25 protein-coding genes and 1 tRNA gene are annotated in these 25,171 nt (G+C 60.4%); 18 read left to right on the forward strand and 8 right to left on the reverse strand.

Annotated elements, in window-relative coordinates; translation table 11 throughout:
- The first annotated feature begins 116 nt into the window (after window positions 1-116).
- Both AAEZ09_RS05415 and AAEZ09_RS05420 read left to right on the forward strand, forming a co-directional pair.
- Window positions 117-707, forward strand: coding sequence for a YceI family protein (locus AAEZ09_RS05415; protein WP_350598484.1), 591 nt, complete (start codon window positions 117-119; stop codon window positions 705-707).
- Between the two features lie 5 nt (window positions 708-712).
- The gene (locus tag AAEZ09_RS05420) at window positions 713-1,870 is read left to right on the forward strand and encodes a phospholipase D-like domain-containing protein (protein ID WP_350598485.1); all 1,158 of its coding nucleotides are present in this window, start codon (window positions 713-715) and stop codon (window positions 1,868-1,870) included.
- A gap of 123 nt (window positions 1,871-1,993) precedes the next feature.
- On the opposite strand, the gene bglX is transcribed toward AAEZ09_RS05420, so the two are convergent.
- The gene (gene bglX / locus AAEZ09_RS05425) at window positions 1,994-4,285 is read right to left on the reverse strand and encodes a beta-glucosidase BglX (protein WP_350598487.1); all 2,292 of its coding nucleotides are present in this window, start codon (window positions 4,283-4,285) and stop codon (window positions 1,994-1,996) included.
- A 237-nt stretch (window positions 4,286-4,522) separates the two neighbouring features.
- Between bglX and AAEZ09_RS05430 the strand changes: the two genes are divergently transcribed.
- The 4 genes from AAEZ09_RS05430 (at window position 4,523) to AAEZ09_RS05445 (ending at window position 7,870) form a co-directional block, all read left to right on the forward strand.
- Complete coding sequence (locus tag AAEZ09_RS05430) at window positions 4,523-5,131, forward strand: LemA family protein (protein WP_045061101.1); 609 nt, start codon at window positions 4,523-4,525, stop codon at window positions 5,129-5,131.
- Between the two features lie 31 nt (window positions 5,132-5,162).
- Window positions 5,163-5,912 carry a TPM domain-containing protein gene (locus AAEZ09_RS05435; RefSeq protein WP_122837778.1) on the forward strand — a complete coding sequence of 250 codons (750 nt, stop codon included), beginning with the start codon at window positions 5,163-5,165 and terminating at the stop codon, window positions 5,910-5,912.
- A gap of 28 nt (window positions 5,913-5,940) precedes the next feature.
- The gene (locus tag AAEZ09_RS05440) at window positions 5,941-6,558 is read left to right on the forward strand and encodes a TPM domain-containing protein (protein WP_350598488.1); all 618 of its coding nucleotides are present in this window, start codon (window positions 5,941-5,943) and stop codon (window positions 6,556-6,558) included.
- Window positions 6,559-6,655: 97 nt separating this feature from the next.
- Window positions 6,656-7,870, forward strand: coding sequence for a class I SAM-dependent methyltransferase (locus AAEZ09_RS05445; RefSeq protein WP_350598489.1), 1,215 nt, complete (start codon window positions 6,656-6,658; stop codon window positions 7,868-7,870).
- A 97-nt stretch (window positions 7,871-7,967) separates the two neighbouring features.
- Here AAEZ09_RS05445 and AAEZ09_RS05450 read toward each other — a convergent pair whose 3' ends face one another.
- A complete protein-coding gene (locus tag AAEZ09_RS05450; protein ID WP_045060260.1) occupies window positions 7,968-8,858 on the reverse strand; it encodes a DMT family transporter in 891 nt (296 codons plus the stop codon).
- 352 nt (window positions 8,859-9,210) lie between these two features.
- On the opposite strand from AAEZ09_RS05450, the gene AAEZ09_RS05455 reads away from it, so the two are divergent.
- The 3 genes from AAEZ09_RS05455 to AAEZ09_RS05465 all read left to right on the forward strand — a co-directional run bounded on the left by AAEZ09_RS05455 (window position 9,211) and on the right by AAEZ09_RS05465 (window position 10,555).
- Window positions 9,211-9,792, forward strand: a complete 582-nt coding sequence (locus AAEZ09_RS05455; protein ID WP_045060259.1) for a DJ-1/PfpI family protein — start codon at window positions 9,211-9,213, stop codon at window positions 9,790-9,792.
- A gap of 14 nt (window positions 9,793-9,806) precedes the next feature.
- Complete coding sequence (locus tag AAEZ09_RS05460; RefSeq protein WP_045060258.1) at window positions 9,807-10,112, forward strand: ribbon-helix-helix domain-containing protein; 306 nt, start codon at window positions 9,807-9,809, stop codon at window positions 10,110-10,112.
- Window positions 10,113-10,210: 98 nt separating this feature from the next.
- Window positions 10,211-10,555, forward strand: a complete 345-nt coding sequence (locus tag AAEZ09_RS05465) for a YegP family protein (protein WP_045060257.1) — start codon at window positions 10,211-10,213, stop codon at window positions 10,553-10,555.
- Between the two features lie 75 nt (window positions 10,556-10,630).
- Here the strand turns inward: AAEZ09_RS05465 and AAEZ09_RS05470 are convergent, their stop codons facing one another.
- On the reverse strand, window positions 10,631-11,650 hold the full coding sequence (locus AAEZ09_RS05470) for a DUF4917 family protein (RefSeq protein ID WP_350598492.1): 1,020 nt from the start codon (window positions 11,648-11,650) through the stop codon (window positions 10,631-10,633).
- A gap of 156 nt (window positions 11,651-11,806) precedes the next feature.
- Between AAEZ09_RS05470 and yiaY the strand changes: the two genes are divergently transcribed.
- The 4 genes from yiaY (at window position 11,807) to AAEZ09_RS05490 (ending at window position 15,861) form a co-directional block, all read left to right on the forward strand.
- Complete coding sequence (yiaY, locus tag AAEZ09_RS05475; RefSeq protein ID WP_045060255.1) at window positions 11,807-12,955, forward strand: L-threonine dehydrogenase; 1,149 nt, start codon at window positions 11,807-11,809, stop codon at window positions 12,953-12,955.
- Window positions 12,956-13,182: 227 nt separating this feature from the next.
- Window positions 13,183-13,821, forward strand: a complete 639-nt coding sequence (locus AAEZ09_RS05480; protein ID WP_205891844.1) for a LysE family translocator — start codon at window positions 13,183-13,185, stop codon at window positions 13,819-13,821.
- A gap of 19 nt (window positions 13,822-13,840) precedes the next feature.
- Window positions 13,841-15,190: a sensor domain-containing protein gene (locus AAEZ09_RS05485; protein WP_205891845.1), complete on the forward strand. Its 1,350-nt coding sequence runs from the start codon at window positions 13,841-13,843 to the stop codon at window positions 15,188-15,190.
- A 167-nt stretch (window positions 15,191-15,357) separates the two neighbouring features.
- Window positions 15,358-15,861 carry a DUF4142 domain-containing protein gene (locus tag AAEZ09_RS05490; RefSeq protein ID WP_122837792.1) on the forward strand — a complete coding sequence of 168 codons (504 nt, stop codon included), beginning with the start codon at window positions 15,358-15,360 and terminating at the stop codon, window positions 15,859-15,861.
- Between the two features lie 48 nt (window positions 15,862-15,909).
- Here the strand turns inward: AAEZ09_RS05490 and AAEZ09_RS05495 are convergent, their stop codons facing one another.
- Window positions 15,910-16,320: a low affinity iron permease family protein gene (locus tag AAEZ09_RS05495; RefSeq protein ID WP_350598495.1), complete on the reverse strand. Its 411-nt coding sequence runs from the start codon at window positions 16,318-16,320 to the stop codon at window positions 15,910-15,912.
- A 178-nt stretch (window positions 16,321-16,498) separates the two neighbouring features.
- Between AAEZ09_RS05495 and AAEZ09_RS05500 the strand changes: the two genes are divergently transcribed.
- Together AAEZ09_RS05500 and tam are read left to right on the forward strand one after the other, a co-directional pair.
- Window positions 16,499-16,645 (forward strand): hypothetical protein, encoded by a 147-nt coding sequence (locus AAEZ09_RS05500; RefSeq protein ID WP_163019358.1) that lies wholly within the window; start codon window positions 16,499-16,501, stop codon window positions 16,643-16,645.
- Window positions 16,646-16,720: 75 nt separating this feature from the next.
- The gene (tam, locus tag AAEZ09_RS05505) at window positions 16,721-17,491 is read left to right on the forward strand and encodes a trans-aconitate 2-methyltransferase (RefSeq protein ID WP_045060250.1); all 771 of its coding nucleotides are present in this window, start codon (window positions 16,721-16,723) and stop codon (window positions 17,489-17,491) included.
- A 199-nt stretch (window positions 17,492-17,690) separates the two neighbouring features.
- Here tam and AAEZ09_RS05510 read toward each other — a convergent pair whose 3' ends face one another.
- On the reverse strand, window positions 17,691-18,419 hold the full coding sequence (locus AAEZ09_RS05510) for a class I SAM-dependent methyltransferase (protein ID WP_045060249.1): 729 nt from the start codon (window positions 18,417-18,419) through the stop codon (window positions 17,691-17,693).
- A gap of 283 nt (window positions 18,420-18,702) precedes the next feature.
- Here AAEZ09_RS05510 and AAEZ09_RS05515 point away from each other — a divergent pair, with 283 nt between their 5' ends.
- Genes AAEZ09_RS05515 through AAEZ09_RS05525 form a run of 3 tightly spaced genes read left to right on the forward strand, consistent with a single transcriptional unit; the run spans window position 18,703 to window position 22,856 of the window.
- On the forward strand, window positions 18,703-19,557 hold the full coding sequence (locus AAEZ09_RS05515; RefSeq protein ID WP_205891848.1) for an SH3 domain-containing protein: 855 nt from the start codon (window positions 18,703-18,705) through the stop codon (window positions 19,555-19,557).
- 8 nt (window positions 19,558-19,565) lie between these two features.
- Window positions 19,566-21,629, forward strand: coding sequence for a hypothetical protein (locus AAEZ09_RS05520; protein ID WP_350598497.1), 2,064 nt, complete (start codon window positions 19,566-19,568; stop codon window positions 21,627-21,629).
- Window positions 21,630-21,650: 21 nt separating this feature from the next.
- The gene (locus AAEZ09_RS05525) at window positions 21,651-22,856 is read left to right on the forward strand and encodes a hypothetical protein (protein ID WP_236695846.1); all 1,206 of its coding nucleotides are present in this window, start codon (window positions 21,651-21,653) and stop codon (window positions 22,854-22,856) included.
- A 153-nt stretch (window positions 22,857-23,009) separates the two neighbouring features.
- Here AAEZ09_RS05525 and AAEZ09_RS05530 read toward each other — a convergent pair.
- The 3 genes from AAEZ09_RS05530 to AAEZ09_RS05540 form a co-directional block, all read right to left on the reverse strand.
- Window positions 23,010-23,083: transfer RNA gene (locus AAEZ09_RS05530), tRNA-Gly, on the reverse strand.
- A 165-nt stretch (window positions 23,084-23,248) separates the two neighbouring features.
- On the reverse strand, window positions 23,249-24,133 hold the full coding sequence (locus AAEZ09_RS05535; RefSeq protein ID WP_045058799.1) for an alpha/beta fold hydrolase: 885 nt from the start codon (window positions 24,131-24,133) through the stop codon (window positions 23,249-23,251).
- Between the two features lie 314 nt (window positions 24,134-24,447).
- Window positions 24,448-25,140, reverse strand: a complete 693-nt coding sequence (locus tag AAEZ09_RS05540; protein ID WP_350598499.1) for a pseudouridine synthase — start codon at window positions 25,138-25,140, stop codon at window positions 24,448-24,450.
- Window positions 25,141-25,171: the final 31 nt, after the last annotated feature.

Here is a 25,171-nt window from a genome sequence, read left to right on the forward strand (position 1 = left end):
CATCGCGGGCAGGCTCGCTCCCACAGGAATTCAACTGCGATGATTCGACGCCACAGTTTGCAATGCGCTCAGGGGCGGTTAAGGTTCGCTCAGGTTTATCTGCCCCACGAGTCTTTATGTTCAAGCGGCCCCTTTGTAAAACGCTCGCCTTTGTGCTGCTGGCCGGCGCTACTGCGTCGGCGCAGGCCAACTGGTACCTCGATGGCGAGTCTTCGCGGCTGTCGTTCGTCAGCACTAAAAACGCCAACATTTCCGAAGTGCAGCGCTTCCTCGTGCTGCACGGCAAGGTCAGCCCCAAAGGCCTGGCCGAGGTCGAAGTCGAGCTGGACTCGGTGAACAGTGGTATTCCATTGCGCGACGAACGCATGCGCAAGGAGCTGTTCGACACCAAGACCTTCGCCGAAGCCCTGATCACTACGCAAATTGACCTGGGCCCGATCAATGATCTCGCCTCCGGTGCGCAGCTCGAGTTGCGTCTGCCGGTGACCGTTAACCTGCATGGCAAGACCCACGAATACAACGCCGAGCTGTTGGCGACTCGTCTTGATGACCGGCGATTTCAGGTAGTGACGCTGGAGCCGCTGGTGATCAACGCGGCGGACTTCGACCTTGCGCCGGGGCTGGAAAGCTTGCGCAAGGTCGCCGGTCTATCGGCGATCAGCCTGTCGGTACCGGTGGGTGCGGTACTGATCTTCACGGCGCGCTGACTGCCATGGCCGGTGCGATCTTCCCCTGGCGCGAAGGCAACAGCTTTGAGCTGTTGATCGATGGTCCGCAGTTCTTCCCGCGAATGTTGGTGGCGATCGCACGCGCCGAAGAACAGGTCGAACTGGAGCTGTATCTGGTGGAGGCGGGCGCCTGCGCCGAAGCCATGGTGCAGGCGTTGACCCAGGCCGCCGAGCGCGGAGTGCGTGTGCGCTGCCTGTTCGATGACTATGGCAGCCTCGCATTTACCCAGGCCCTGCGTCAGCGCCTGATAGCCGCTGGCGTGGAGTTGCGCTTCTACAATCGCTTGAGCTGGCGGCGCTGGGTGGGCAACTTCTATCGTGACCACCGCAAACTGCTGTTGGTCGATCAGAGCCTGGCGGTGGTCGGCGGCACTGGCGTCACCGATGAGTTCTGGAACCCGGGGGAGGACGTCAGCGAGTGGCACGAGGTCATGGTGGAAATTTCCGGTCCTCTGGTGATCGACTGGCAGTTACTGTTTGACCGCCAATGGATCGCCAACCGCCATCGCCGCGCCTGGAGGCCTGCGGCGCATTTCGGTTTGCCGCGCCTGCCCAAGGTGCCTTCCGCGGGCGAGGGCATGGGGCGGGTGGCGTACGCTGATGCGCGCCAGCACCGCGATATTCTGCAGTCGCTGATCCGTGCGCTGAACAGTGGGCAGAAACGCATCTGGCTCGCCACGCCCTATTTCCTGCCGACCTGGAAGGTCCGTCGCTCGCTGCGCCGCGCTGCCTCGCGGGGGATCGATGTGCGGCTGCTGCTGACTGGGCCGCGCACCGATCATCCGTCGGTCCGCTACGCCGGGCATCGTTATTACCCCAGGTTGCTGAAGTCTGGCGTGAAAATCTTCGAGTACCAGCCCTGTTTCCTGCACTTGAAAATGGTCCTGGTCGATGACTGGGTCAGCATCGGCTCGTGCAATTTCGATCACTGGAATTTGCGTTTCAACCTGGAAGCCAACCTTGAAGCCCTGGACCCAGGGTTGACCCGAGCAGTGGTGGCCAGTTTCGAGAAGGATTTTACCCAGAGTCAGGAAGTCAGCCTGGAGGCCTGGCAGCGCAGGCCGCTGTGGCGGCGGGTGAAGCAGCGGGTGTGGGGATGGGTGGATCGGCTCGTGGTGAATTTGCTGGATCGGCGGGGGTAGTCGTAAATTATTGTGGGAGCGGGCTTGCCCGCGATGACGGCCTGACAGTCAACGTAGATGTTGAATGTTATGGCCTCATCGCGGGCAAGCCCGCTCCCACAGTGATTCGCAGTGTCCGAGGGGTTACAGCAACTCGAAACTCTGCTGAGTCACGTCCTGCGAGTCCAGGCCGATCTGCACGTTGAACTTGCCAGGCTCTGCCGCGTACTTGAGCCGGGTGTTGAAGAACTTCAGGTCATCCTCGGTAATGGTGAAGTGCACGACTTTCTGTTCGCCGGCCTTGAGCATGATTTTCTGGAAGTTCTTCAGCTCCTTCACTGGCCGGATCATCGAACCGGTGACGTCCTGGATATACAACTGCACCACGGTCTCGCCATCACGCTTGCCAGTGTTCTTCAGCATGACGCTGGCATCGAGCTTGCCGGTCTTGTTCAGTGTGGTCGATGACAACGCCATGTCGCTCAGGCTGAAATCGGTGTAGCTCAGGCCAAAACCGAATGGAAACAGCGGGCCGGTTGTGTCATCGAAGTACTGCGAGGTGTAGTTGCCCGGCTTGCCCGGCGTGAACGGCCGGCCAATGCTCAGGTGGTTGTAGTAGGTCGGAATCTGGCCTACCGAACGCGGGAAGGTCAGGGGCAGCTTGCCCGAGGGGTTATAGTCGCCGAAGAGCACGTCAGCGATGGCATTGCCCCCTTCGGTGCCGCTGAACCAGGTTTCCAGAATCGCATCTGCCTGGTCCTTTTCTTCAAGGATCGACAGTGGACGCCCGTTCATCAACACCAGGACCAATGGCTTGCCGGTGGCCTTGAGGGCCTTGATCAGTTCGCGCTGGCTGGCGGGTATGTTCAGGTCGGTGCGGCTTGAGGACTCGTGGGACATGCCACGGGATTCGCCCACCGCTGCCACCACCACATCGGCGTCCTTGGCCGCTTTCACGGCTTCGTCGATCAGCACCTGGGCCGAGCGCGGATCATCAACCACTTCCGGTGCGTCAAAGTTCAGGAAGTTAAGGTAATCCAGGACCTTCTTGTCGCTGGTGATGTTGGCGCCGCGGGCGTAGATCAAAGTTGCCTTGTCGGCCATGGCCGCGTTCATGCCGTCGAACAGGGTCACTGATTGCGCGGGTCTGCCGGCAGCGGCCCAACTGCCCATCATATCGATTGGCGCCTTGGCCAACGGACCGACCAGGGCGATCTTCGCGGTATTCTTCAACGGCAGGGTCTCGCCCTGGTTCTTCAGCAGCACCAGGCTGCGACGTGCTACGTCACGGGCCTCGGCACGGTGCAGGCGGCTTTCGGCGTAGGTGTCGGCCGGGTCATCCTCGGCCTTGCCGATGCGCAGGTACGGGTCCTTGAACAGCCCCATGTCGTACTTGGCGCCGAGCACAGCCCGCACGGCATTGTCGATGTCGCTCTGCTCGATCTCGCCAGCCTTCAGCAACCCTGGCAGTTCCTTGCCATAAAGCGTGTCGTTCATGCTCATGTGGATGCCGGCCTTGATCGCCAGCTTCGCCGCTTCACGGCCATCGCGAGCAACGCCGTGCTTGATCAGCTCGAAAATCGCCCCGTGGTCGCTGACAGCCAGGCCCTTGAAGCCCCAGTCCTTGCGCAACAGGTCATTCATCAGCCAGGTGTCGGCGGTCGCCGGTACGCCGTTGATTGAGTTCAGTGCCACCATGACTCCGCCGGCGCCAGCATCAATCGCGGCGCGGTACGGCGGCAGGTAGTCCTGGTACATCTTGACCGGGCTCATGTCGACCACGTTGTAGTCGCGACCGCCCTCTACCGCGCCATACAAGGCAAAGTGCTTGACGCTGGCCATGATGCTGTCGGCCGCATTCGCGCAGGCACCCTGGAACGCCTTGACCATGACCCCGGCGATGCGCGACACCAGGTAGGTGTCCTCGCCGAAGCCTTCGGAAGTGCGGCCCCAGCGCGGGTCGCGGGAGATGTCGACCATCGGTGCGAAGGTGATGTCGAGACTGTCGGCCGCGGCCTCTTTGGCAGCAATGCGCCCGGACAGGCCGATGGCGTCCATGTCCCAGCTCGACGCCAGCGCCAGCGGAATCGGGAAAATCGTCCGGTGGCCGTGGATCACGTCATAGGCGAAGAACATCGGGATCTTCAGCCGGCTGCGCATCGCTGCGTCCTGCATCGGACGGTTTTCCGGGCGGGTGATCGAGTTGAACGTGCCACCGATGTTGCCGGCGGCAATTTCCTTGCGGATCATCTCGCGCGGCATTTCCGGGCCTATGCTGATCAGGCGCAGCTGGCCGATTTTTTCATCGAGGGTCATCTGCTTCATCAGGTTACTGACGAAGGCATCCTTGTTTTCCAGAGGTGCGGGCGTCGCGGCGGCCAGTACGTTATGACTGGCCAGGCTGACGAACAGGCCCAGCAAACACAGCTTCTTCATGAATTGTCTTCTCGAAAGCCTAAGCGGCGATGACTTCGCGCCGGTCAGCCAAAATTGAGGGAGCGACTATTGTTGTTCAGGTAAATGCAGCAAACTTCTGAACTGTTTTAATCCTGGAGCATCTTTTAGCCCATCGGCAGGATGCAATCCAGTGGCGGCGCCGATTATGCCCCAAGAGCCGCGTTCAAAGTTCGCAGGTTGTTTTTTCAACGGAATGTGCAAGGGAGCGTCAACCAGATGAATGTACGACACCACTATCGGTCGAGCCTGCAGGTGGCCGCCCTGATGTTGCTGACCACGCTGTTGGCCGGCTGTGGCATCAACAATATTCCAACCCTGGACGAACAGGCGAAGGCCGCCTGGGGTCAGGTGCAGAACCAGTACCAACGCCGTGCCGACCTGATCCCCAACCTGGTGGAAACGGTCAAGGGCTACGCCAAACATGAAGAAGAAACCCTGACGGCGGTCATTGAAGCCCGGGCCAAGGCGACTTCGATCCAGGTGGATGCCAGCACCCTCGACAACCCGGAAAAGCTCAAGCAGTTCCAGCAGGCCCAGGATCAGCTGACCGGTGCCCTGAGTCGCCTGATGGTGGTGTCCGAGCGTTATCCGGACCTCAAGGCCAACCAGAACTTCCTGGCGCTGCAGTCGCAACTCGAAGGTACCGAGAACCGTATCGCGGTCGCACGACGGGATTTCATCCTGGCAGTGCAAAAATACAATACCGAGATCCGCACTTTCCCTGGGCGCCTCTGGCACAGTGTGATGTACAGCGATCTGCCTGTGCGTGAAACCTTCGAGGCGACCAGCCCCGATGCCGATAAAGCACCTCAAGTGAAGTTCTGATCGGGCTGCATTACCACGGATGAGGTTGCCAATGCGCGTGTTGAAAGTTGGCCTGGTGCTGCTGCTCTGGGTGTTTGCCCTGGCGGCCCAGGCCGAGTTGAAGTTTCCCCAGCTGACCGGGCGGGTGGTTGATAACGCCCAGATGATCGAGCCCGCGGTTCGCGAGCAACTGGCCCAGCAACTCCAGGCTCACGAAAAAGCCACCGGTGAACAGTTGGTGGTGGTCACTGTGGCGGATTTGCAGGGCACAGACATTGCCGACTTCGGCTATCAACTGGGGCGGTACTGGGGCATTGGCCAGAAGGACAAGAACAACGGCGCACTGCTGATTGTGGCCCGGGATGATCGACGGTTGCGTATCGAGGTCGGTTACGGGCTGGAAGATCGCCTGACCGATGCGCAGAGTTCGGTGATCATCAATCAGGTGATCACTCCATCGTTCAAGACCGGTAATTTCAGCAAGGGCATCAGCGACGGCGTTGCGGCCATGCTGGTCGTGCTGGGCGGCAATCCGCTGGACGAACCTTCCACGGTCTACGAACCCCGCGGGGATCAGGATAGCGATTTCCTGTCACGGCATCCCGGGGTATTGGTGTTCCTCGTCATGCTGTTCATCCTCACCGTATTTGTCTGCCAGATGCTCGGCATCCTGCCCAGTGGTGGCGGTGGGCGGGGCGGTTCGGGCGGTTTTGGCGGTGGTGGATTCGGTGGCGGCGGTGGCGGTGGCTTCAGTGGTGGCGGGGGCAGTTTCGGGGGCGGTGGTTCGTCGGGCGGCTGGTGATGACAATAAGTGAGCGAGCGTTTCTGATATGGCATTACTGAATGAACACGAACAGCGCAAGGTCGCGGAAGCGATCGCGCGGGTGGAGCGCGAGACCGACGCCGAACTGGTCACCGTGCTCGCCGCTCGTGCGGACGACTATGCCTACATTCCACTGCTGTGGGCCAGCCTGCTGGCCCTGGTGGTGCCGGGTGTCGTGCATTACCTGACCGGCTGGCTGACCCTGCACAGCCTGCTGCTGGTGCAATGGGGGAGCTTTATCGTGTTGTGCCTGCTGTTCCGCATCCCGCGCATCACTACCCACCTCATCCCTCGGTCGGTGCGGCATTGGCGTGCATCGAACCTGGCGCGCCGACAGTTCCTGGAACAGAACCTGCACCATACGGTGGGCAGCACCGGGATGCTGATTTTTGTCTGCGAAGCCGAGCGTTATGTGGAAATCGTGGTGGATGAAGGGATCTCCAGTCGCCTGGATAACAAGACCTGGGACGCGATTGTCTCGACCTTTACCCACCAGGTGAAACAGGGTCAGACCTTGCAGGGGTTCGTGACCTGCGTCGAGGCCTGTGGAGAGTTGCTGAAGGTGCATGTGCCGGTTACCCATGCCAGGAACGAGTTGCCCAACCGTCTGGTGGTATTGGGTTAGGTTTCAGGACCTGTGGCAAATAACCCCGTGCCCAAAGCGGCCATCCCCCTTAAAATAGCGGCATTCCCTGTTTGCTCCGCCTGAGGCTGTTTCTGCCATGTCCATTGTTGCCACCCCCGCCAGCCTCGCGCCGGATCACCACGCGCAGTTCATCGACTTGCTGCGTTCAAGCCTGGAGCAGCATGCGTTTATCAAGTTGGTACTGGCCAAGTACGTCGGTGACGAGCCGGATTTGCAGCGCGTGATCATCAAGCAGCTGACGGTAAAGGATCAGCCGTGCCTGTCTTTTGTCTACCGTTACAAGACCCGCGATATCACCAGGAACCTGGCGCTGGGCGAGGGCGTGGCCAGCATTGGCGCTTTGCTGCCAGCCTCATTCAAGAATGCCCACTTGCTGTCGGTGACTGACGAAGCCCAGCTCGAATACAGTAAAAAGGGCAAGAGTTCGCTGTTCAAAAGTAAACCCCAGCAACTGCGCGAAGTGCCGTCCGCCGAGCACAACCGCGAGAAGAATCGTTTTCTGGACCTCAGCCGGCCGTTCCTTGCCGACCTCGGCGTGACCAACGGGAAACACGAACTCATCCCGGCGATGTCGCGTAAGTGGAAGCAGATCAACAAGTTCATCGAGGTGTTCAGCCACGCCCTCACCACCTCGCCACTTGCGCTGGACAAGCCGGTTCGGGTCGCCGATTTTGGCTCAGGCAAGGGCTACCTGACGTTCGCGATTCACGATTACCTGCGCAACACGCTGCACGCCGAGGGCGAAGTGACTGGAGTCGAGCTGCGCGAAGACATGGTGACCCTGTGCAATGCCGCTGCTGCCAAGCTCGAGCATCCGGGGCTGGTGTTCAAATGCGGTGACGTGCGCAGCGTGGCGCCGAGCGAACTGGAGGTGATGATCGCCTTGCATGCGTGTGACATTGCCACTGACTACGCGATCCATACCGGCATTCGGTCGGGCGCCTCGATCATCATGTGTTCGCCGTGCTGCCACAAACAGATCCGCCTGCAGATTCAGAGCCCGGCTTTACTCAAGCCGATGTTGCAATACGGCCTGCATCTGGGGCAGCAGGCGGAAATGGTCACCGACAGCCTGCGTGCGCTGTTCCTGGAAGCCTGCGGTTATGAAACCAAGGTGTTCGAGTTCATCTCGCTGGACCACACCAACAAAAACAAGATGATCCTGGCAGTCAAGCGCGCCGAGCCCGTGGACCCGGCGCAGTTGCTGGTAAAGATCCAGGAGCTGAAGGACTTCTACCGTATCAGCGAGCACTGCCTGGAAACCTTGCTGCGGGCTGATGGTTACCTCTGAAGGGTGACCATGCCTGTAGGAGCAAAGCTTGCTCGCGATAGCGATGGCGATCTCGATATCGTGAGCAAGCGTTGCGCCTGCTCCGGGCGGCGAGGCCTCATGAGGTCGCGATGCGGGCAGGTTTGACCGCAGTCTTGCGTCCCAGCATGACCGTCACAATCACCCCGCCAGCAAACACCCAGGTGATCGGCTCAACGTGTTCGCCGAAGAACAACGCAGAAAAGGCAATGGTGAAAAAGATCTGCAGCAACTGGATCTGACTGACCCGGGCGATTCCGCCCATGGCCAGCCCGGCGTACCAGGCGAAAAAACCGATGAACTGCGAAAAAAGTGAAACGTAGCCGAAAGCCCACCAGGTCCTGGCGGAGATCTCGCCCTGATGTTGCAGCGCCAGGTAAAGTACTGGTCCGATCAACAGCGGCGTCGACAGCACCAGCGCCCAGCAGATCACTTGCCAGCCGCCCATTTCCTTGGCCAGCCGGCCTCCCTCCGCATACCCCAGGCCGCCCACGGCAATCGCACCCAACATCAGCAAGTCACCGGCCTGGATGCTACCCGCGCCGCTGATCAATGCATAACCGAGCACCAGCGCGCTGCCCAGCGCCGCGCAGGCCCAGAAGGCTTTTGACGGCCGCTCGTGGGACAACCAGGCGGCGTACAGCGCCACGCACAAGGGTTGCAGCCCGTTCACCAGCGCCCCGTGGGATGCCGGCAACGTTTGCATCGCCCAGGCCGAAAGCACCGGAAATCCCAGAATCACCCCGGCGATTACCAGCGTCAGGCCTTTGATCTGTTTCCAGGTGGGCCATTTCTCTCGCTGCCACAGCAGAAGCAGCGCCGCCGGTACTGCCGCAAACAGGGCTCGCCCCAGGCCGTTGAGCAAGGGATGGATTTCCTGCACGACGATCCGTGTGAAGGGCAGGGTGAGGCTGAAGATCACTACGCCTAGCAGGCCGAGGGCCATGCCGGTGTTTTCGCGCGAGGACATGATGGGGACCAGGATCAGGGATGATGGAGCGTGGCTTCATCTAGCCACAATCCACCGCGCCTGGACGGTTACAGATAGGCACAGAGTTGGGTGTACAGTTCGGGTAATCCCCAAACGTAGGAGTTGCCGAAGGCTGCGATCTCTTGATCTCGATCTTGATCTTGCGTCCCCTCCGACACCGCCAAAAGATCGCAGGCTACGCCAGCTCCTACGCCGTCCGCATACAACCGCAGCCGCAGCTACAGCCCGAACCAACCCATCCCAACGCCATGCCGTAGTAGCAGGTTATTACCCACCCCTACAGATAAAGACTACCTTCAATACTCCCCTGTACCCCCAAGGAGTGCCCCTCATGGCTGCCAAGAAAATTCTGCTGCTGGTCGGCGATTACGTCGAAGACTACGAAGTGATGGTGCCGTTCCAGGCATTACTCATGGTCGGTCACACGGTGCATGCGGTGTGCCCGGACAAGAGCGCCGGCCAGACCGTGCGCACTGCGATTCATGACTTCGAAGGCGACCAGACCTACAGTGAAAAACCCGGCCACCTGTTCGCCCTGAACTTCGACTTCGCCCAGGTCAAGGCACAGGACTACGACGCGCTGGTCATTCCCGGCGGCCGCGCTCCGGAATACCTGCGCCTCAATGAACAGGTCCTGGATCTGGTGAGAGCGTTTGACCAGGCCGGCAAGCCGATCGCTGCCGTGTGCCACGGTGCGCAACTGCTGGCCGCCGCCGGGGTGCTTGAAGGCCGCGAGTGCAGCGCCTACCCGGCCTGTGCTCCGGAGGTGCGCCTTGCCGGAGGTACGTTCATCGATATCCCGGTGACGCAGGGCCACGTTCAAGGCAATCTGGCCACTGCGCCCGCCTGGCCGGCGCACCCGAGCTGGCTCGCGGGTTTTCTCGGATTGCTGGGCACCCAAATCACGCTGTAACGAGGGACATTGCGATGTGCGAGCTCTACGTCAAAGCCGATCCGATCCTCTACGAATCGCGCTCCCGCTCGCTACGCATTTGCGGGGTGGTGACCACGCTGCGCCTGGAAAACCAGTTTTGGGACATCCTGGGCGAAATCGCCGAAGTCGACGGCATGACCACCAACCAGTTGATCGCCAAGCTGTATGAAGAGGTGATGGACTACCGCGGCGAGGTGGTGAATTTTGCTTCGTTTCTAAGGGTGAGTTGCACGCGGTATCTGAGTCAGCGGCGGGGGCAGGCGCCGGAGTTATCGGTGGTGCGTGCGGCGGTAAAGTAGCGTTAACCGCGTCGCCGCCATCGCGGACAGGCGACAAAAAACCTCGGCTGGTCTTTACTCTGAAGCGCGAAACCTCTCAATTGCCCAGGAGCACCAGCATGTCCGGATGGTACGAAGTGAGCAAAAGCAGCAGTGGCCAGTACAGATTTGTCCTGAAGGCCGCGAATGCCGAAACCATTCTGACCAGCGAGTTGTACACCACCCGCGCCGCTGCCGACAAAGGCATTGCGGCAGTGCAGAGCAACAGCCCGCTGGAAGAACGCTACGAAAGGAAGACCACCAAAGACGGCCATCCTTACTTCAATCTAAAGGCCGGCAATCACGAGGTCATCGGCAGCAGCGAATCCTACGCCAACGCTTCGGCACTGGAAAAAGGCATCACCAGCGTCAAGGCCAATGGCCCGAGCACGGTGATCAAGGACAAGACTCTGCCGGTGCTCTGATCACCCTCCCTCAAGCCTGACACACATCCCCCGGTGGGAGTGAGCCTACTCGCGATGGCGTCGGCCGCCCCAGCGCTATACCTCCACCGGTACGGTGAGCTTGGGGCTGCCCAACGCATGCGTCTTGGCATCAAAAAACCGCAACGCTGACCCCGTCCCCTCGAACACCTTCGCGTAATGCCGCTTCTGGTGCTGGATAAACGCCTTGCTGCGCGGATAAATCGAAATCGCCACCACCTTGGGTTGCGCCTGGCGCAGCGCCTGGATGATGTGGTTGTCCTGCTCGCCCAACGCATGCCCGAAAATGCACAAACCCTCGCCATGCCCCAGTAGCTGGTCATAGCAGAACGACAGGTAGTCCGAGCTGCGGATGGTCCTGAGCTTGTCCTGGGACTGTCCCTCATTCACGAACAGTGGCACGTCGTCCAGGGTCTTGATCGTGTTGTTGATGGCAAAGCTGCCCAGCAACGTGGCCTCTGTCGTCATCAGTTTGCGCGCCGTGCCGTCCTGGTTGCGCACCAGGTGCAGGCCGCCGTGCAGGTACAGCAAGCGGGTTTTGCCCGTGGCCGCGGCACTCAGGTCAAAGCGTGGCTCGGTGCCCTGGAACAGGTCGCTGATCGCATCTGGCTGGTGCTGGATCGCCCAGTGGTTGAGCAGATCATAGTTGGTGGTGAACACCGTCCGGTATCGGCCCAGCTCCTGACTGATGGCAGCCAGTGTGGCAGGCACGATCAGGCGCCAGGGAATATGCACCGCATGCACAGTGTTGATCAGCGCTTCCTTGATCGCATAGTAGCGATTGCGCGGGGCGGCGGAGCTCACCGCCAGGGCCTTGTTTACCCGGCTGGTGGTTTTCAGCGCGCTGAGGACCTGTTCGAAACTGCGTGTCTGCAACGCGTCAAATACGCTCAGCTCGGATTGGCTCAAGGGTTTTTCTTCAACCGTGCGGGCGTTTTCAAACAGCGAGTCATAGCCAAAATCATCCCACACGGCGCGACTGGCGCCATTGCCCACCAGCAGGCCATCAAGCGAGGCGGTGGCGCGCAAGGCATTCCAGTCTTCAAGTTGGGCATCAACATCCTGGAAATCGGTCATTGCGGTGAGAGTCTCGAAGCAAAAGGTCTGATGGGCGGTGACTTTATCACGACCCGACGTTGAGCCAGATCAAGTTAGCGCATCGCCGATGGGTCGATCCTGTGGGTACCCGCTGGGTCGGTATCACCGGTTCGGCTCCTGTCAGGAGATTCGCTCATGAGCAGCACATTTTTTATCCCCGCCGTGAACATCATGGGCATCGGCTGCCTTGACGAAGCCATGGTTGCCATTGGCAAGTACGGGTTTCGCAAGGCCCTGATCGTCACCGATACCGGGCTGGCCAAGGCCGGCGTCGCCGGCATGATCGCCGGGAAGCTGGCGCTGCTGGACATCGAATCGGTGATCTTTGACGGCGCCAGGCCGAACCCGAGCATCGCCAACGTCGAACTGGGCCTTGGTCTGCTCAAGGAAAGCCGGTGTGATTTCGTGGTGTCGCTGGGCGGCGGTTCGCCCCATGACTGCGCCAAGGGCATCGCCCTGTGCGCCACCAACGGCGGGCAGATCCGCGACTATGAAGGCGTTGATCAATCCAGCCAGCCGCAACTGCCGCTGATCGCCATCAACACCACTGCCGGCACCGCCAGCGAGATGACCCGCTTCTGCATCATCACCGACGAATCCCGTCACGTGAAAATGGCCATCGTCGACCGCAACGTTACACCGCTGCTGTCGGTCAACGACCCGGCGCTGATGGTCGCGATGCCCAAGAGCCTCACGGCAGCCACCGGCATGGACGCATTGACCCACGCCATCGAAGCCTACGTGTCGACCGCTGCCAACCCGATCACCGATGCCTGCGCGCTCAAAGCCGTCACCCTGATCAGCAACAACCTGCGTCTGGCCGTACGCGACGGCAGCGACCTGGCGGCCCGGGAAAACATGGCGTACGCGCAGTTCCTCGCGGGCATGGCGTTCAACAATGCGTCCTTGGGATTCGTCCACGCCATGGCCCACCAGTTGGGCGGTTTTTACGACCTGCCCCATGGCGTCTGCAATGCCGTACTGCTGCCTCACGTGCAGAGCTTCAACGCGCTGGTCTGCGCCGACCGCCTGACCGATGTGGCCCACGCCATGGGCGCCGATATCCGCGGCTTCAGTCCGGAGGAGGGCGCCCAGGCCGCCATCGCCGCGATCCGCACCCTGGCGCGTGACGTCGAGATCCCCGCCGGCCTGCGCGACCTGGGTGCCAAACTCAGCGACATCCCGATCCTGGCTACCAACGCCCTCAAAGACGCCTGCGGCCTGACCAACCCGCGCCCAGCGGATCAGCGCCAGATCGAGGAGATTTTCCGCAGCGCGTTTTAAGTTGTTTTTCGGGCGGGTGCAGGGGCTCGCAGAGCCCCTGCACGTTTTGGGGGGCAGAGCTTGCTCGCGATGACGGGCTGGTGCTCAAAACTTTGATCGGCTGATTGACCACTATCGCGAGCAAGCTTGACTCCCACAGGAGAGCGTATCGACGAAGAATACATTGGCTGCCCCAAGACCTGAGATAGACTGGCGTGCAGTCACCCCGTCGTTCAAAGGATTTACCGATGACCCCATCGTTGCTCATGGCCGTTCTCGCCTCGGGTTTTATCTACGGCATTACACCGGGGCCCGGTGTGTTGGCGGTGTTTGGCATCGGTGCAGCGCGAGGGCGGCGGGCCGGGGCAGGTTTTTTGTGTGGGCATTTGCTCGGGGATGTGGTCTGGTGCAGTACAGCACTGATCGCCATAGTGGGTGCGCGGGAGATCGGCAGCACCGCGTTCGACGTGCTGGGCGTGCTCAGCGGGCTGTATCTGTTCTGGCTCGGATGGCGCGCAGTGCGGGCCAGGCGTGGCAGTGGCGAGGCGCCGCAGGGCGCGGCGCGGCAGCCGTTCTGGCACGGCATCATGTTCGGGCTGACCAATCCCAAGGCGTATCCGGTGGCGGTTGCAACATTCACCGCGCTGTTGTCCAGCCGGGCAGAGTTGCTCAACTGGTCGATGCTGCCCTGGTTGATCGTGCTGAGTTTTCTCGGCGGCCTGGTAGCCTACGCTATCCTCATTGGCATCGTCGGTACCCGTCAGGTGCGGACCTTGTACCAACGCCATGAGTTATTGATCACCCGGTTGTGTGGCGTGATGTTTATCGGTTTCGCCATCAATGCCCTGGCGCATGCATTGCCCGGGCTGGTGACTGACAGGACTTGAGGCGAATCGCCGGAGCATCATGGCAAGCAGAAATTCCGCGCCCCTGGCGAGTTACATCGATTTGCTGCTGGACGCGGTTTGCGCCGTCGACAAGCAAGGCACCTTCGTGTTCATCAGTGCGGCCTGCGAACAGGTATTTGGCTATACCGCCGACGAGCTGATCGGTCAGCGGATGATCGACCTGGTACATCCCGCCGATCGGCAGCGCACGCTCGACGCCGCCCGGGAAATCATGGGCGGCGAGCCCAAACTCAACTTCGAAAATCGCTACGTGCGCAAGGATGGCCGCGTCGTGCACCTTCTCTGGTCGGCGCGCTGGTCTGAAGTCGATCAGCTGCGCATCGCCGTGGCCCGAGACATCACCGGGCGCAAGCAGGCCGAGTCCCGACAAGCCGCGCTGTACGCGATTTCCGAGGCCGCCCACGCGGCTGAAGATTTGCTGGCATTGTTCAAGCGCATCCACTCGATCATTGGTGAATGGCTGCCGGCGCTGAATTTCACCGTGGCCCTGTGCGACGAGCATGGCGCACCGTTGCAGTTTCCTTATCACGTCGACGAAGCAGGGTGTTCGCCCGATCTGCCGGGAGCGGTGACCGAGCGTCTGTGCACTGAGGTCATTCGAAGCGGCCAGCCGCTGTTGCTGACACCCGGGCAACACACTGCGGCGGCAGGCTTTGAAGCGCTGGTGTCGAGCCAGGATTCGCCGTGCTGGCTGGGTGTGCCGCTGAGCTCGCAGAACGGCACCATCGGCGCCGTACTGGTCAAAAGCGGCCCGGACGGCCTGCGTTATACCGAACAGGACCAGGAACTGCTGCATTTCGTCTGCGCCCAGGTCGCAACAGCAATTGAACGCAAGCAACTGCACGCGCGTTTGCATCACATGGCTCGGCATGACGCCCTGACCCAGTTGCCCAACCGCACCCTGTTACGCGAGCGCCTGAAAACCGCGCTGACAGCGGCGCATCTCAATGACGGCCGAATGGCCTTGCTGTATGTCGATCTGGATCGCTTCAAGGAAGTCAACGATACCCACGGTCACGCCATTGGTGATCTGCTGTTACAGGCGGTCGCCCATCGACTCAAGAGTTGCGTAACCGGTTCGGACACAGTGGCCCGTATGGGCGGAGACGAGTTTGTCGTGCTGCTGCACCGTATCGATGCCGGGCAAGACCCCGAGCGGGTGGCGGCTAATATACGCCAGGTGCTCGCTCAGCCCCTTCGCCTTGACGGACATGGTATGAGCATCCAGACCAGCATCGGCATCGCGCGTTACCCCGAGCATGGCAGCGAAGAGTCGCAGCTGCTGCGCCATGCTGACGAAGCGATGTACGGCGCCAAGCGTAGAGATCGCCGTCGCCTGGATGTCTGAGCCTGATCGCTCTGTATTGGCCACCGTTCGTCGCACTGGCGTCAGCTTTACTAAACCTTTCAAGCTCTTGAACTTCCTATGTGATGCGGGCTGCTGTCTGCCGCAGTCATCACCCAGAGGCGGGAGCGAAAGCTCGCGCTTGAATTCTTCAAGAGGAGGGCGCGACCATGAGCCGGATGGCCACCCGTTTACGCACTATCAGTTTTGCCACGTTACTGGGGTTGTTTGCCACCCATGCCTTCGCCCAGTCACCCGCCGAATTCATCAACGATGCGTCGGCCAAAGGCATGGCCGACATCGAAGCCAGCCGCCTGGCGCACCAGAAAACCGAATCCAAGGAGGTCAAGGACTACACCATCGTGGTGATCAACGACCGCACCACCGCTAACCAGCATCTGGCCAAGATAGCCAAGCAGCTGGACTTGCCGGTGGCGCCACGGGAAGTCGTGGTGGATAAAGCCAAGGCCCTGATGCCCGAGGTGCAGGACGGCGCTTCGTTCGACCAGGCCTATGCGGCCAGTCAGGTGAAAACCACTGAAGAAGCCATCCAGCAACTGCAGCAACAGGCGCAGTCCACGCAGGTGCCGGAAATCAAGGCGTTTGCCGAAGAGACTCTGCCCAAGTTGCAGAATCACTTACAGATGGCCAGGGCCCTGCAAGCCAGTCGATAACTTCCAGTAACGCAAAACGGCGCCCCTCACAGGCGCCGTTTTTTTTGCTCAGCATTCGTTCAGGTCTTGTTTGCGCTTGCTCGCCGCAGCCAGCCCTTCGAGGGCATGGACGTCTTTTTCGCCCATGGCCCGATAGTGTTTGCGCAAGGCTTCCAGTTGTTTCAGGTCGAGTAATTCGAGGCCCAACATGGCGTTTTGCGCTTCCTTGTTGACCCGCAGCAACTCGTCGATTTTCAGGTGGAGAATGTCGGTGTCGCGGTTTTGCGTGTTCTGGATCAGGAACACCATGAGGAAGGTGATAATCGTGGTGGACGTATTGATGACCAGCTGCCAGGTATCGTTGTAGCCAAATATCGGACCGCTCAAGCCCCAGAGGAATATCAGGATCAAGGCCGCCATGAACGTCTTGGGGCTGCCGGCCCACAGAGCGAGCTTCTGCGAGATCTTTGCGAATTTCATTGCCGGATTCCTTATTGGGGTGCACTTGGATTTGTGACAGCACCGGCACGTGGAAAATTCTGCTTACATTTTACTCGAGTCGAAAAAAGCCACGCTCGACGTTGATCGCGGTGACAGTCGCAACCTTTGCCCGCTCTGGAGAGTCACTAGTTAAACCCCATTAGAGTTGGAGCCCCCCATGAACATCCTGCGCACTCTTTGCCTTTCCTGCTGCCTGTTCGCCCTGCAAGGCTGCTTCGATAATTCCGATAACGAAACCCGGGACAATACTGATGGCACCAAGTCTTCGGTGCAGATGCAGGACAAGGAGGCAGCGGACAAATAGGTCCGTGCTATTTTTGTGGGTGCGAATTTGCCGTGAAGCTTGTGCCTGGCCCTTTCGCACCTACAGGAGAACGCAATGAGTTGGTCTGCCAGACAATACGTCGCTTTTGAAAATGAGCGCACGCGTCCCGCCCGCGACCTGCTGGCCGCGCTACCGCCAGGGGATGTGCATTCGGCCATCGATATCGGCTGCGGTCCGGGCAACTCCACGGAGCTGTTGGTGGAGCGCTATCCCCACGCCACATTGCGCGGGCTGGACAGTTCCAGCGACATGATCGAAGCCGCACGCAAGCGCTTGCCTCAAGTGCGGTTCGATGTTTCCGACATCGATCAGTGGAGCGAGACGGGTCCGTTCGATGTGATTTTCGCCAATGCAGTGTTGCAGTGGTTGCCTGATCACGCCTCATTGTTGCCCGCGTTGGTGGACAAACTGGCGCCGGGCGGCAGCCTGGCGGTGCAGATGCCCGACACGCTCAACCAGCCATCGCACCGCTTGATGCGAGAGGTGGCTGCGACGGGGCCGTGGGCAAAAAAACTGGCCGGGGCTGCCGCGCAACGCACCGAGGTCGCCAGCGCCAGCGATTATTACGCCGTGCTGCGCCCGCACTGTTCACGGGTCGACGTCTGGCTCACCACCTATCATCACCCATTGGCTGCGGGGCCTTCGGGGGTCGTCGAATGGTTCAAGGGCAGTGGTTTGCGTCCGTTTCTCGAGCCTCTGAATGAGAAAGAGCGCGATGCTTTTCTCCAGGAGTATCTGGCGGGCGTTGAGCAGGCTTATCCGGCGCTGGAAGATGGATCAGTACTGCTGCCGTTTCCGCGGTTGTTTATTGTCGCGACCCGGTAGTGCGCCAGGTTCTCCGGACCTGAATCCACTGGGACCAAATCTGGATCTGAATCTTGTTGCAGCAAATCTGGAGCTGAATCTTGTGGGAGCAAAGCTTGCTCGCGATTGCGTAGTGTCAGTCGACATCAATGGTGGCTGTCAGTGCGCAATCGCGAGCAAGCTTTGCTCCTACAGGGGGAGTCGTGATTCGGCGCGCTCGTCAGCGCTCCACCGCCACCAGCATCATCATCGGTCTCTCTCGTTCTTCCGCGAGCGCCGGCAGCGCCACCACATCGGCGTCGCTCGGGCCCCATTCATTGACGTGGCTGATGCTGAATCCCGCTGCGATCAGCGTGTTCAGCAACGTGCCGACGGTTCGATGCTGCTTGATCACGCCATCGGCCAGCCAGTTAGTGACCCGTTCGCCTTCGCGTTGATAACTGTCCACCGGCCAGCGCTTGTGGCCCTCGCTGTCCGTCAGCCAGCCGGGGTTGCGCGGCGCCATGAAGATCGGGTGTTCAATCGAGAAGACGAAACGCGAGCCGGGTTTCAGCGCTGCGTGAATCGTGGCGAATAGCGCTGGCAGATCCTTGATGTAGTGCAGCGCCAGCGAGCTGTAGGCCAGGTCGAATTGCGCGGCTGGCAGGTCGAGGTGTTCCAGGTCGGCGCGGGCGTATTGCACGGTGGCGCCGCTGGTGGTCTGACGGGCCCGTTCGAGCATTTTTTCCGAGACGTCGAGCCCCAGCACACGGGCTGCGCCTTGTTCACTGGCCCAGCGGCAGAACCAACCATAACCGCACCCCAGGTCCACCACCTTCAGGTCTTTTAGGGGGGGCAGCAGTGCTTTGAGGGCAGGCCACTCCGGCGCGGCATCCAGGCCACCGACCGAGCGGCCCAACTGGCTGTAGGCCTGGAAAAATTCGAGATCGTCGTAAATGTTTTGAGTCATGTTCGAGCTGCTCTGTCGCGTTAGTGAGCACGGGCGGCTGGTGCATCCGTCGGCGAGATGGCAATATGCTACATCTGCTGGCGCAGACCCTTTCAATCAGGGTTTTACGCCTGTATTTCTGACAAGGATCAGTTGGATGTCTGCCGTGCCCGTGGTTTGCAATGCCTTCCGTTTACTCCGCCACCCTACGTTAAACGCTCTGTTTCCGAACAGCGCGGCGCAGTCATTTCGCCTGAAAAAAATTCCGTCCCCCCAGTGAACCTGAAAGAAAGGGAGCTTCACCGTGCGTAAAAAGTTTGTCGTCGCCGTCCTCGCAGTGTCCATCGCCGCCGCCTCCGGTTGTGCGCAATTGGGCATTAACAAGCAGCAGGCTGGTACTGCAGTTGGCATGGTAGCCGGCGCAGTCGTTGGCTCCTTTATCGGCAACGGCAATGGCAAGGTTGTCGCTGTCCTGCTGACCAGCGCCATCGGCGGTTTCATCGGCAACAAGATCGGTTCGATGCTCGACGACCAGGACAAGCAGGCCCTGGCATTGCGTACCCAGGAAGCCTTGAGCCTGCCGGCCAATGATTCGGCTAAAGCGGTGTCCTGGACTTCCGGCCATTCCGGCGCGACCGCGCAGATCGTGCAGGGCAAGGAGTACACCGAGACCAAGACGGTTGAAGTAAAGCGCGCGCCAAAGATCGCCGCAGTTCCGTCGATGAAACTCATCAACGAGCAATACCTGACCAAGAGCAGTTCCAACGTGCGGGCCGCGCCCAACAAGACGGCAGAGAAGGTCGGCGGGCTCAAGGCGGGTACCGAGTTCACTGCAGTGGGTTCTACCGGTGACTGGATTCTGGTCGGGCGCAAGGGCGTGACCGTGGGCTACATCAGCAAAGATCTGGTCTCGCCCAAATCTGCAGCCGTGGTACGCAGCGTGAAACCGGCGGCCAATCTCGACGAGATGGACGTGGCCGCCGACACCGAGACCAAGGCCTTCGATCTTGACGCTATTGCTGCCCTGCCGACCCAGCAGGTCGCCGCAGAAACTGCCTGCCGGCCGGTCACCGTCAGCCTCAAGGCGGCAGACGGCAAGAGCGAGCAGGAACAGAACACGTTCTGCAAACAAGCCAACGGCACCTGGGAACTCATTTAAGGATCTCCATGAAAAACCGCGCACTCGCACTCGCTGTGATGAGTGCTTGCGGCCTCGCGCCGCAGGCATTTGCACACGAGATTGCCTTCTCGAAAACCGAGCAGATCCACGTTGTCGTCAACGGCGAAGCCACCACCTGGTGCCAGCCGGAAATCGCCATCACCATGCAGCGTCCCACTTGGGATGATCAGAAGCCATTGAATGGGCTATTGAGCAAGTTGCCTTTCATTCTCGGCCAGGAGTGTCCCCAGGCTAAAGTCAGCTGGAAAGCGGTCGATGCCAAGGGCGTGGTTTACGCCTCTGGCGCGGGCAATGCGAGCAATCTGGGCATAGCGACGCTGGCGGTTGCGCCTGCTCCGGTGGTTGCGGCTGTTGCTGCACCGGCGGCTCCTGCTGCTGCCGCTCCCGCTGCCGTTCCCGCTCCTGCCGCAGTGCCTGCACCAGCGCCGGTCACACCCGCGCCTGCTGTGGTTTCACCGGTCGTTGAAGCGCCAGTGGTGGCTGCACCACCAGCGCCAGCCGTAGCACCAGTGGCGGCTACACCACCAGCGCCAGCCGTAGCGCCAGTGGCGGCTACACCACCAGCGCCAGCCGCAGCACCGGTTGCGCCAGCACCTGTTGCCCCGGCTGCAGTGGTTGTTGCACCAGCCCCTGTTCCTGTTGCTACTCCTATTGCTGCTCCAGCCCCAGCCCCGGCTGAACCTGTCGCTGTTGCACCGGTTCCCGCACCGGCCCCAGCCTCACAAGCAGCCCCGCCAACACCCGCAGCCCCCGTCGCACCGCCTGCAGCAGTCGCTGCCGTGCAGTCCGCAGACCTTGGCCGTGCGCTGGTCCTGGCCAACAAGAATCTCGTCGGCATCACAGATGCCAGCGGCTGCAAATGGTTGATCAGCAAAAGCGCTATCGACGAAAACGACTCCAGCTTTGCCTTCGCCTCCACTCCAGCGATGCCCTGTGGCATCTCCGGTTATGCCGAAGGTGCTTTCGACAAGTTGCGCTGGTCGATCCCCAACACCTATCGCGGGGACACCTGGTCGCGCACCTACGTGCACCCGAGCGGGTTGATGTTCAATCAGTCCATCAGTGCCGCCGTCAAAGGCAATTCGCTGTCATTCCTCAGCAACAACGCCGACCAGGCGCTGTTCCAGCTCGGCGAAATCCCGGCGCGTGGCATGAAGGTGTACCTGGCTTACCAGCGCTCCACCTATCGCATCCTGTCGCCGTTCAGCAGCGACCCGTACTACGTGGCGATCACGGCGGACGAAAGCTTCGCCCTCGATCCGGCGGAGTACAAGCGTGCGGTGCTGGAGGTGTATCAACTGGTGAAAGCAACCTCGCCCACCACGGTCGACCTGTCGAACCTGTTCATCGCCAAGAACCTGGAAACCCTCTACCCGGCGTCCGGCTACTCCAACGACGACAAGGACAAGATCGTGCGCAATCGCATGGGTGAGAACCGTGGCGAGTTCTACTTCGATGCGCGTGAAGGCACCAACTACGCCCAGCGTCGTGAGGAGACTCGTCTGCGTGAAGCCCGTCGCCAGCAGCAGCAGATGGCTGAACTGCACAACCGCGTACTCGCCCGTTACGAGCAGCTCAAGGACGGCATGACCGCGTTCAAGGGCCGCGAGACCGAAGCGCTGGCGCAGATGGCCGGGATCAAGGTGACGTTCGCCGCACCCATGACCCTGCTCGATCCGTCGTCCTCGACCTCGGCGGTGCCGATGATGATTCACGTCACCGGCAAACGCGGCGACTTCTATGAAATCGACTTCCCGCGCAAGGGCCGGGTCCAGGCCGATGTAGAGCTGGAGGATCAGTGGTACGTGATCCATGCCGCGAACATGACGCCTTACCTGCCCCTGGAAGACGGCCGTGCGATTCCAACGTTCCGCGTATACGCCGTTGGCGATCCAGAGGCTTGCAAGCAGGATCACTGCGCCGACCGCGTGTCGTTTGGTGCCGTGCTGGCCAAGGAATTTCCAAACGCCGGCATCGACTTCAGCTGGACGCCTGAAGTCTCCGAGCGCTACGTGACAGCTTGGCAGCAAGCTTCCGCCCAAATTCAGTAAGGCACCGCCAATATGAAATCGATGAACAAGAAACAAATCATCATCGCCGCCGCGGTCGCCGGCGTGGTGATCCTCGGCATTGTCGGCTCGATGCTGTCCAGTGCCGGAAAAAAGGAAACCCTGGGTTATTACGACGAACTCAAGGAACAGTTTTTCCTTGAGAACGTGCTGAACGAAGGGGACGTATCCTATTCGTTCTGGTCCGGCAACCTCACTGTGGAGGCCCCGGAGATCCGCCTGGTCGCCGCCAATACCAATGGCGCTGACAAATTTCTCAAGAGCATGATGGGCATGCTCGCCGGTCTCAACGCCAATACGGCGGAAAGCGGCCTGGCCGCCTGGTCCCGCTACCTGATCACCTCCACCACCGGTGGCGGCAAAGCGGGTGGCGTGTACCTCAAGGCCGATGCCCTGAAGGTCAGTCGCTCCGGCGACAGCAAGGACGGCGAGATCCACGTCCAGTTGCTGGGCCTGGACCTGAGCAATCCTTACCTCTCGCAGAAAGGTGGTGACGTAGTACTGGTGTCGGAGGTGGCAGACGAAATCCAGCCGCGGGCCGAGGTCGATCAGTACGGTCGCGTCGTCAGCTCAAACTTCTCGTGGGGCAGCAACATGGTCGCCCGCCTGCCGTTTACCGGTGCGTTCATCAGCGCTGCTACCGGCGATATCGGCACCAAGGTCGACCTGGATTTCACCCTCAAGCGCTCCGATGACGGTGAAGGCTCGATGAAATTCGTGGTAGTACACCGCAACGACGGCAGTGAAGTCGGGCGCATCGTACGCGAGGCTTCATTCGCCTCGATACCGCCGCTGGACGACGTCCAGGAACAGCTCAAGGCGGCGTTCAGCGGCTTCATCGTCGGCGCCTACAGCACCTCCACCGGGCAAACCGTCATCGCCGAAGCCGTGGGCAACTTCGCGCGCAAAGCCAAGGTGGCCAGCTACTCGCTGACCTACAAGGGCTTTGATGAACTCAAGGATGGCTTCGACGAATACCAGGCCGCGACCAAGCAGAAGGAGTTCGCCGGTTACTGCGCAGCGGCCGGCCTGTCAACGTTCCAGAACGACTTCGGCGCCAAGGCCAAGCAGCACAGCGACTCGGAATGCGCGATTGCGCAAAAGCTGGTTGCCGATGGCAAGTTCAAGGAGGCGTACAGCTTCAAGGAAGACAAGTCGTTGTTCGCGGGGTTGTTTGTGAGCAAGAGCTATACGCTTGAGACGGACTGATTGAGCTGGGTGCTGCGCTTGGGCGCCTGGTTATCCAGGTGTCCGGGTGTGGTGCCGGGGAATCTGTGGAAATAAAAAAACCGGCCATCAAGGCCGGTTTTTTTCTTTACGTGCATCTCCCGTCAAAACAACAACGCGAGTGCGAAATCCGAGTGGAGCGGGTGAAGGGAATCGAACCCTCGTTATCAGCTTGGGAAGCTGGAGTAATGCCATTATACGACACCCGCTCAGAGCGGCTGACTTTGTACCAGATGTGCGCGCGGAAATGAAGTTTTTCTTTAAGTGCAAGGCTTTAGTACAGGTGAAGCCGTTCAAAAAAACCATACGGCGGTCAATCGCGGGCAAGCCTTGCTCCTGCACAGCGGGAGGGGCTTGCTCGCGATGACTCTGTTTCAGATTGCCAGTGCATGGTGATCCTGGACGTAGTGGTAACGGGTTCGGCTTTCATGTTGCGCGGGTTTGAGGAAGCCGAGCAGGGCGTTGCGGCTGTCGCGGCAGGCAGCCTTGTGTTCCATGTCGAGGAAGTGGCCGGTCGCCTCCAGCGTGGTAAAGGTGCTGTGCTGCACGTGGTTGGCGAACAGTTGCGCGCCGTCGGCGGCGGTGTATTCGTCCCATTCGCCATTCATGAACAGCACCGGCACCTTGATCTTCTCTGACGCCTTGAGGAAGCACTGGCGGTCGCTGTTGAGCAGGTCGCTGATGTGGAAGTGCATTTGCCCGTACTCGTGCTCGGCCAGGCTGCTGACGTGGCGGTAGTTGAAGCGCTTGAACAGCGTTGGCAGGTGCTTGCCGATGGTGCTGTTGACCAGGTTGCCGACACGGTCGCCGTCGCGGCTGCCGAGGTAGTCGATGCCGCGCTCGAGGTAGTCGAGCATGTGCGCATTGATCTCCGGGGAGAACGAGCTGATCACGGCTTTTTCGATGCGCCGTGGCTGCTGCGCGAGCGCCACCAGGGTGGCGGCGCCGCCCCAGGAGAACGACAGCACGTGTTCGGCGGCGAAGTGATCGATCAGCTCCAGCAGGATCTGCCCTTCGACTTCCTTGGTCAGCAATTTCTCGTGCAGGTTGTGGGCCTTCGACTTGCCCGCGTAGGGCTGGTCGTAGCAGACCACGTTGAACTGCGGATGCAGGTTTTTCACGGTTTGTGCAAACGACGCAGTCGTGGCCATCGAGCCGTTGACCAAGATGATGGTCTTCTCTGCGGCGTCTGCGCGATAGAACTCCGTGTAAACCCGATACTGACCTTGTATATCCAGCACAGCGATTTCTGGCCTCATGTCATAAGACTCCTGGCAAGCGGGTATGCGCGCAAATGAGATTGCACGAGCTTTGTGACAGGTAGGCATATGCCTGGAATTTTGCGAGGCCCATGTCGATCCGGTAAGGCAGGTCGACGGGTATTATTATTGGCGGGCAGTTTGCTGGTCTGAGGCGGAACCTGAGGGTTCACTAACCGGCAAAAAGTTTCTTAGAAGTATGTTGTGACTCATCAGTCACATTTCGGCTGACGACCTGATTCAAGCAGGGGCGAAGGCATCGCGCAAGTACCTATGGCAAATTGTTCGACAACTTCTGCTCAGCGGTAGCCTGCTTAGATCATTTCGATCTCTTGGGCATTCAGCGGGCGGTATTCCCCCGGGTTCAACGCGCTGTCGAGCACCAGCGGCCCCATGCGCTCGCGGTGCAGGCGCAGCACTTTGTTGTCGAAGTGGCCGAACATGCGCTTCACCTGGTGATATCGACCTTCGACAATGCTCAGGCGTGCCGACCTGGGGCCAAGCACCTCCAGGTTGGCGGGCAGGGTGGTCAGGTCTTCGAACGCGAAGTACAGGCCCTCGGTAAACTTGCGCGCATATTCGGGGCCGATCAGTTGCTCGGTCTCGACGTAATAGACCTTGGGCAGTTTGGTCTGGGGCTGGGTCAGGCGCCGCGACCAGCTGCCGTCGTTGGTGATGAGCATCAGGCCGGTGGTGTTGAAGTCCAGGCGACCGGCGATGTGCAAGTCCTCCTTGTCCGGCTCGTGGATCAGGTCGAGGACGGTCGGGTGCTCCGGGTCGCGGGTAGCGCTGACGCAGCCAGGGGGTTTGTGCAGCATGTAGTGACGCACGGGCTTGCCAGGCTGTAACACCGCGCCATCGACTTCGACCCGGCTGAACTCGCGGACTTCGGCGTGCGGGTCGCTGACGATACTGCCATCGATGCGCACGCGTTTTTCCACCAGCAACAGGCGCACCTGCTTGCGGTTGAAGCACGGCAGATTGCTGAGAAAACGGTCTACACGCATGACGGGGCGTCGGCAGGAAAAGGCCGCGTAT

It is taken from the genome of Pseudomonas sp. 65/3-MNA-CIBAN-0223 (assembly GCF_040310425.1).
GTDB lineage: Bacteria > Pseudomonadota > Gammaproteobacteria > Pseudomonadales > Pseudomonadaceae > Aquipseudomonas > Aquipseudomonas gregormendelii.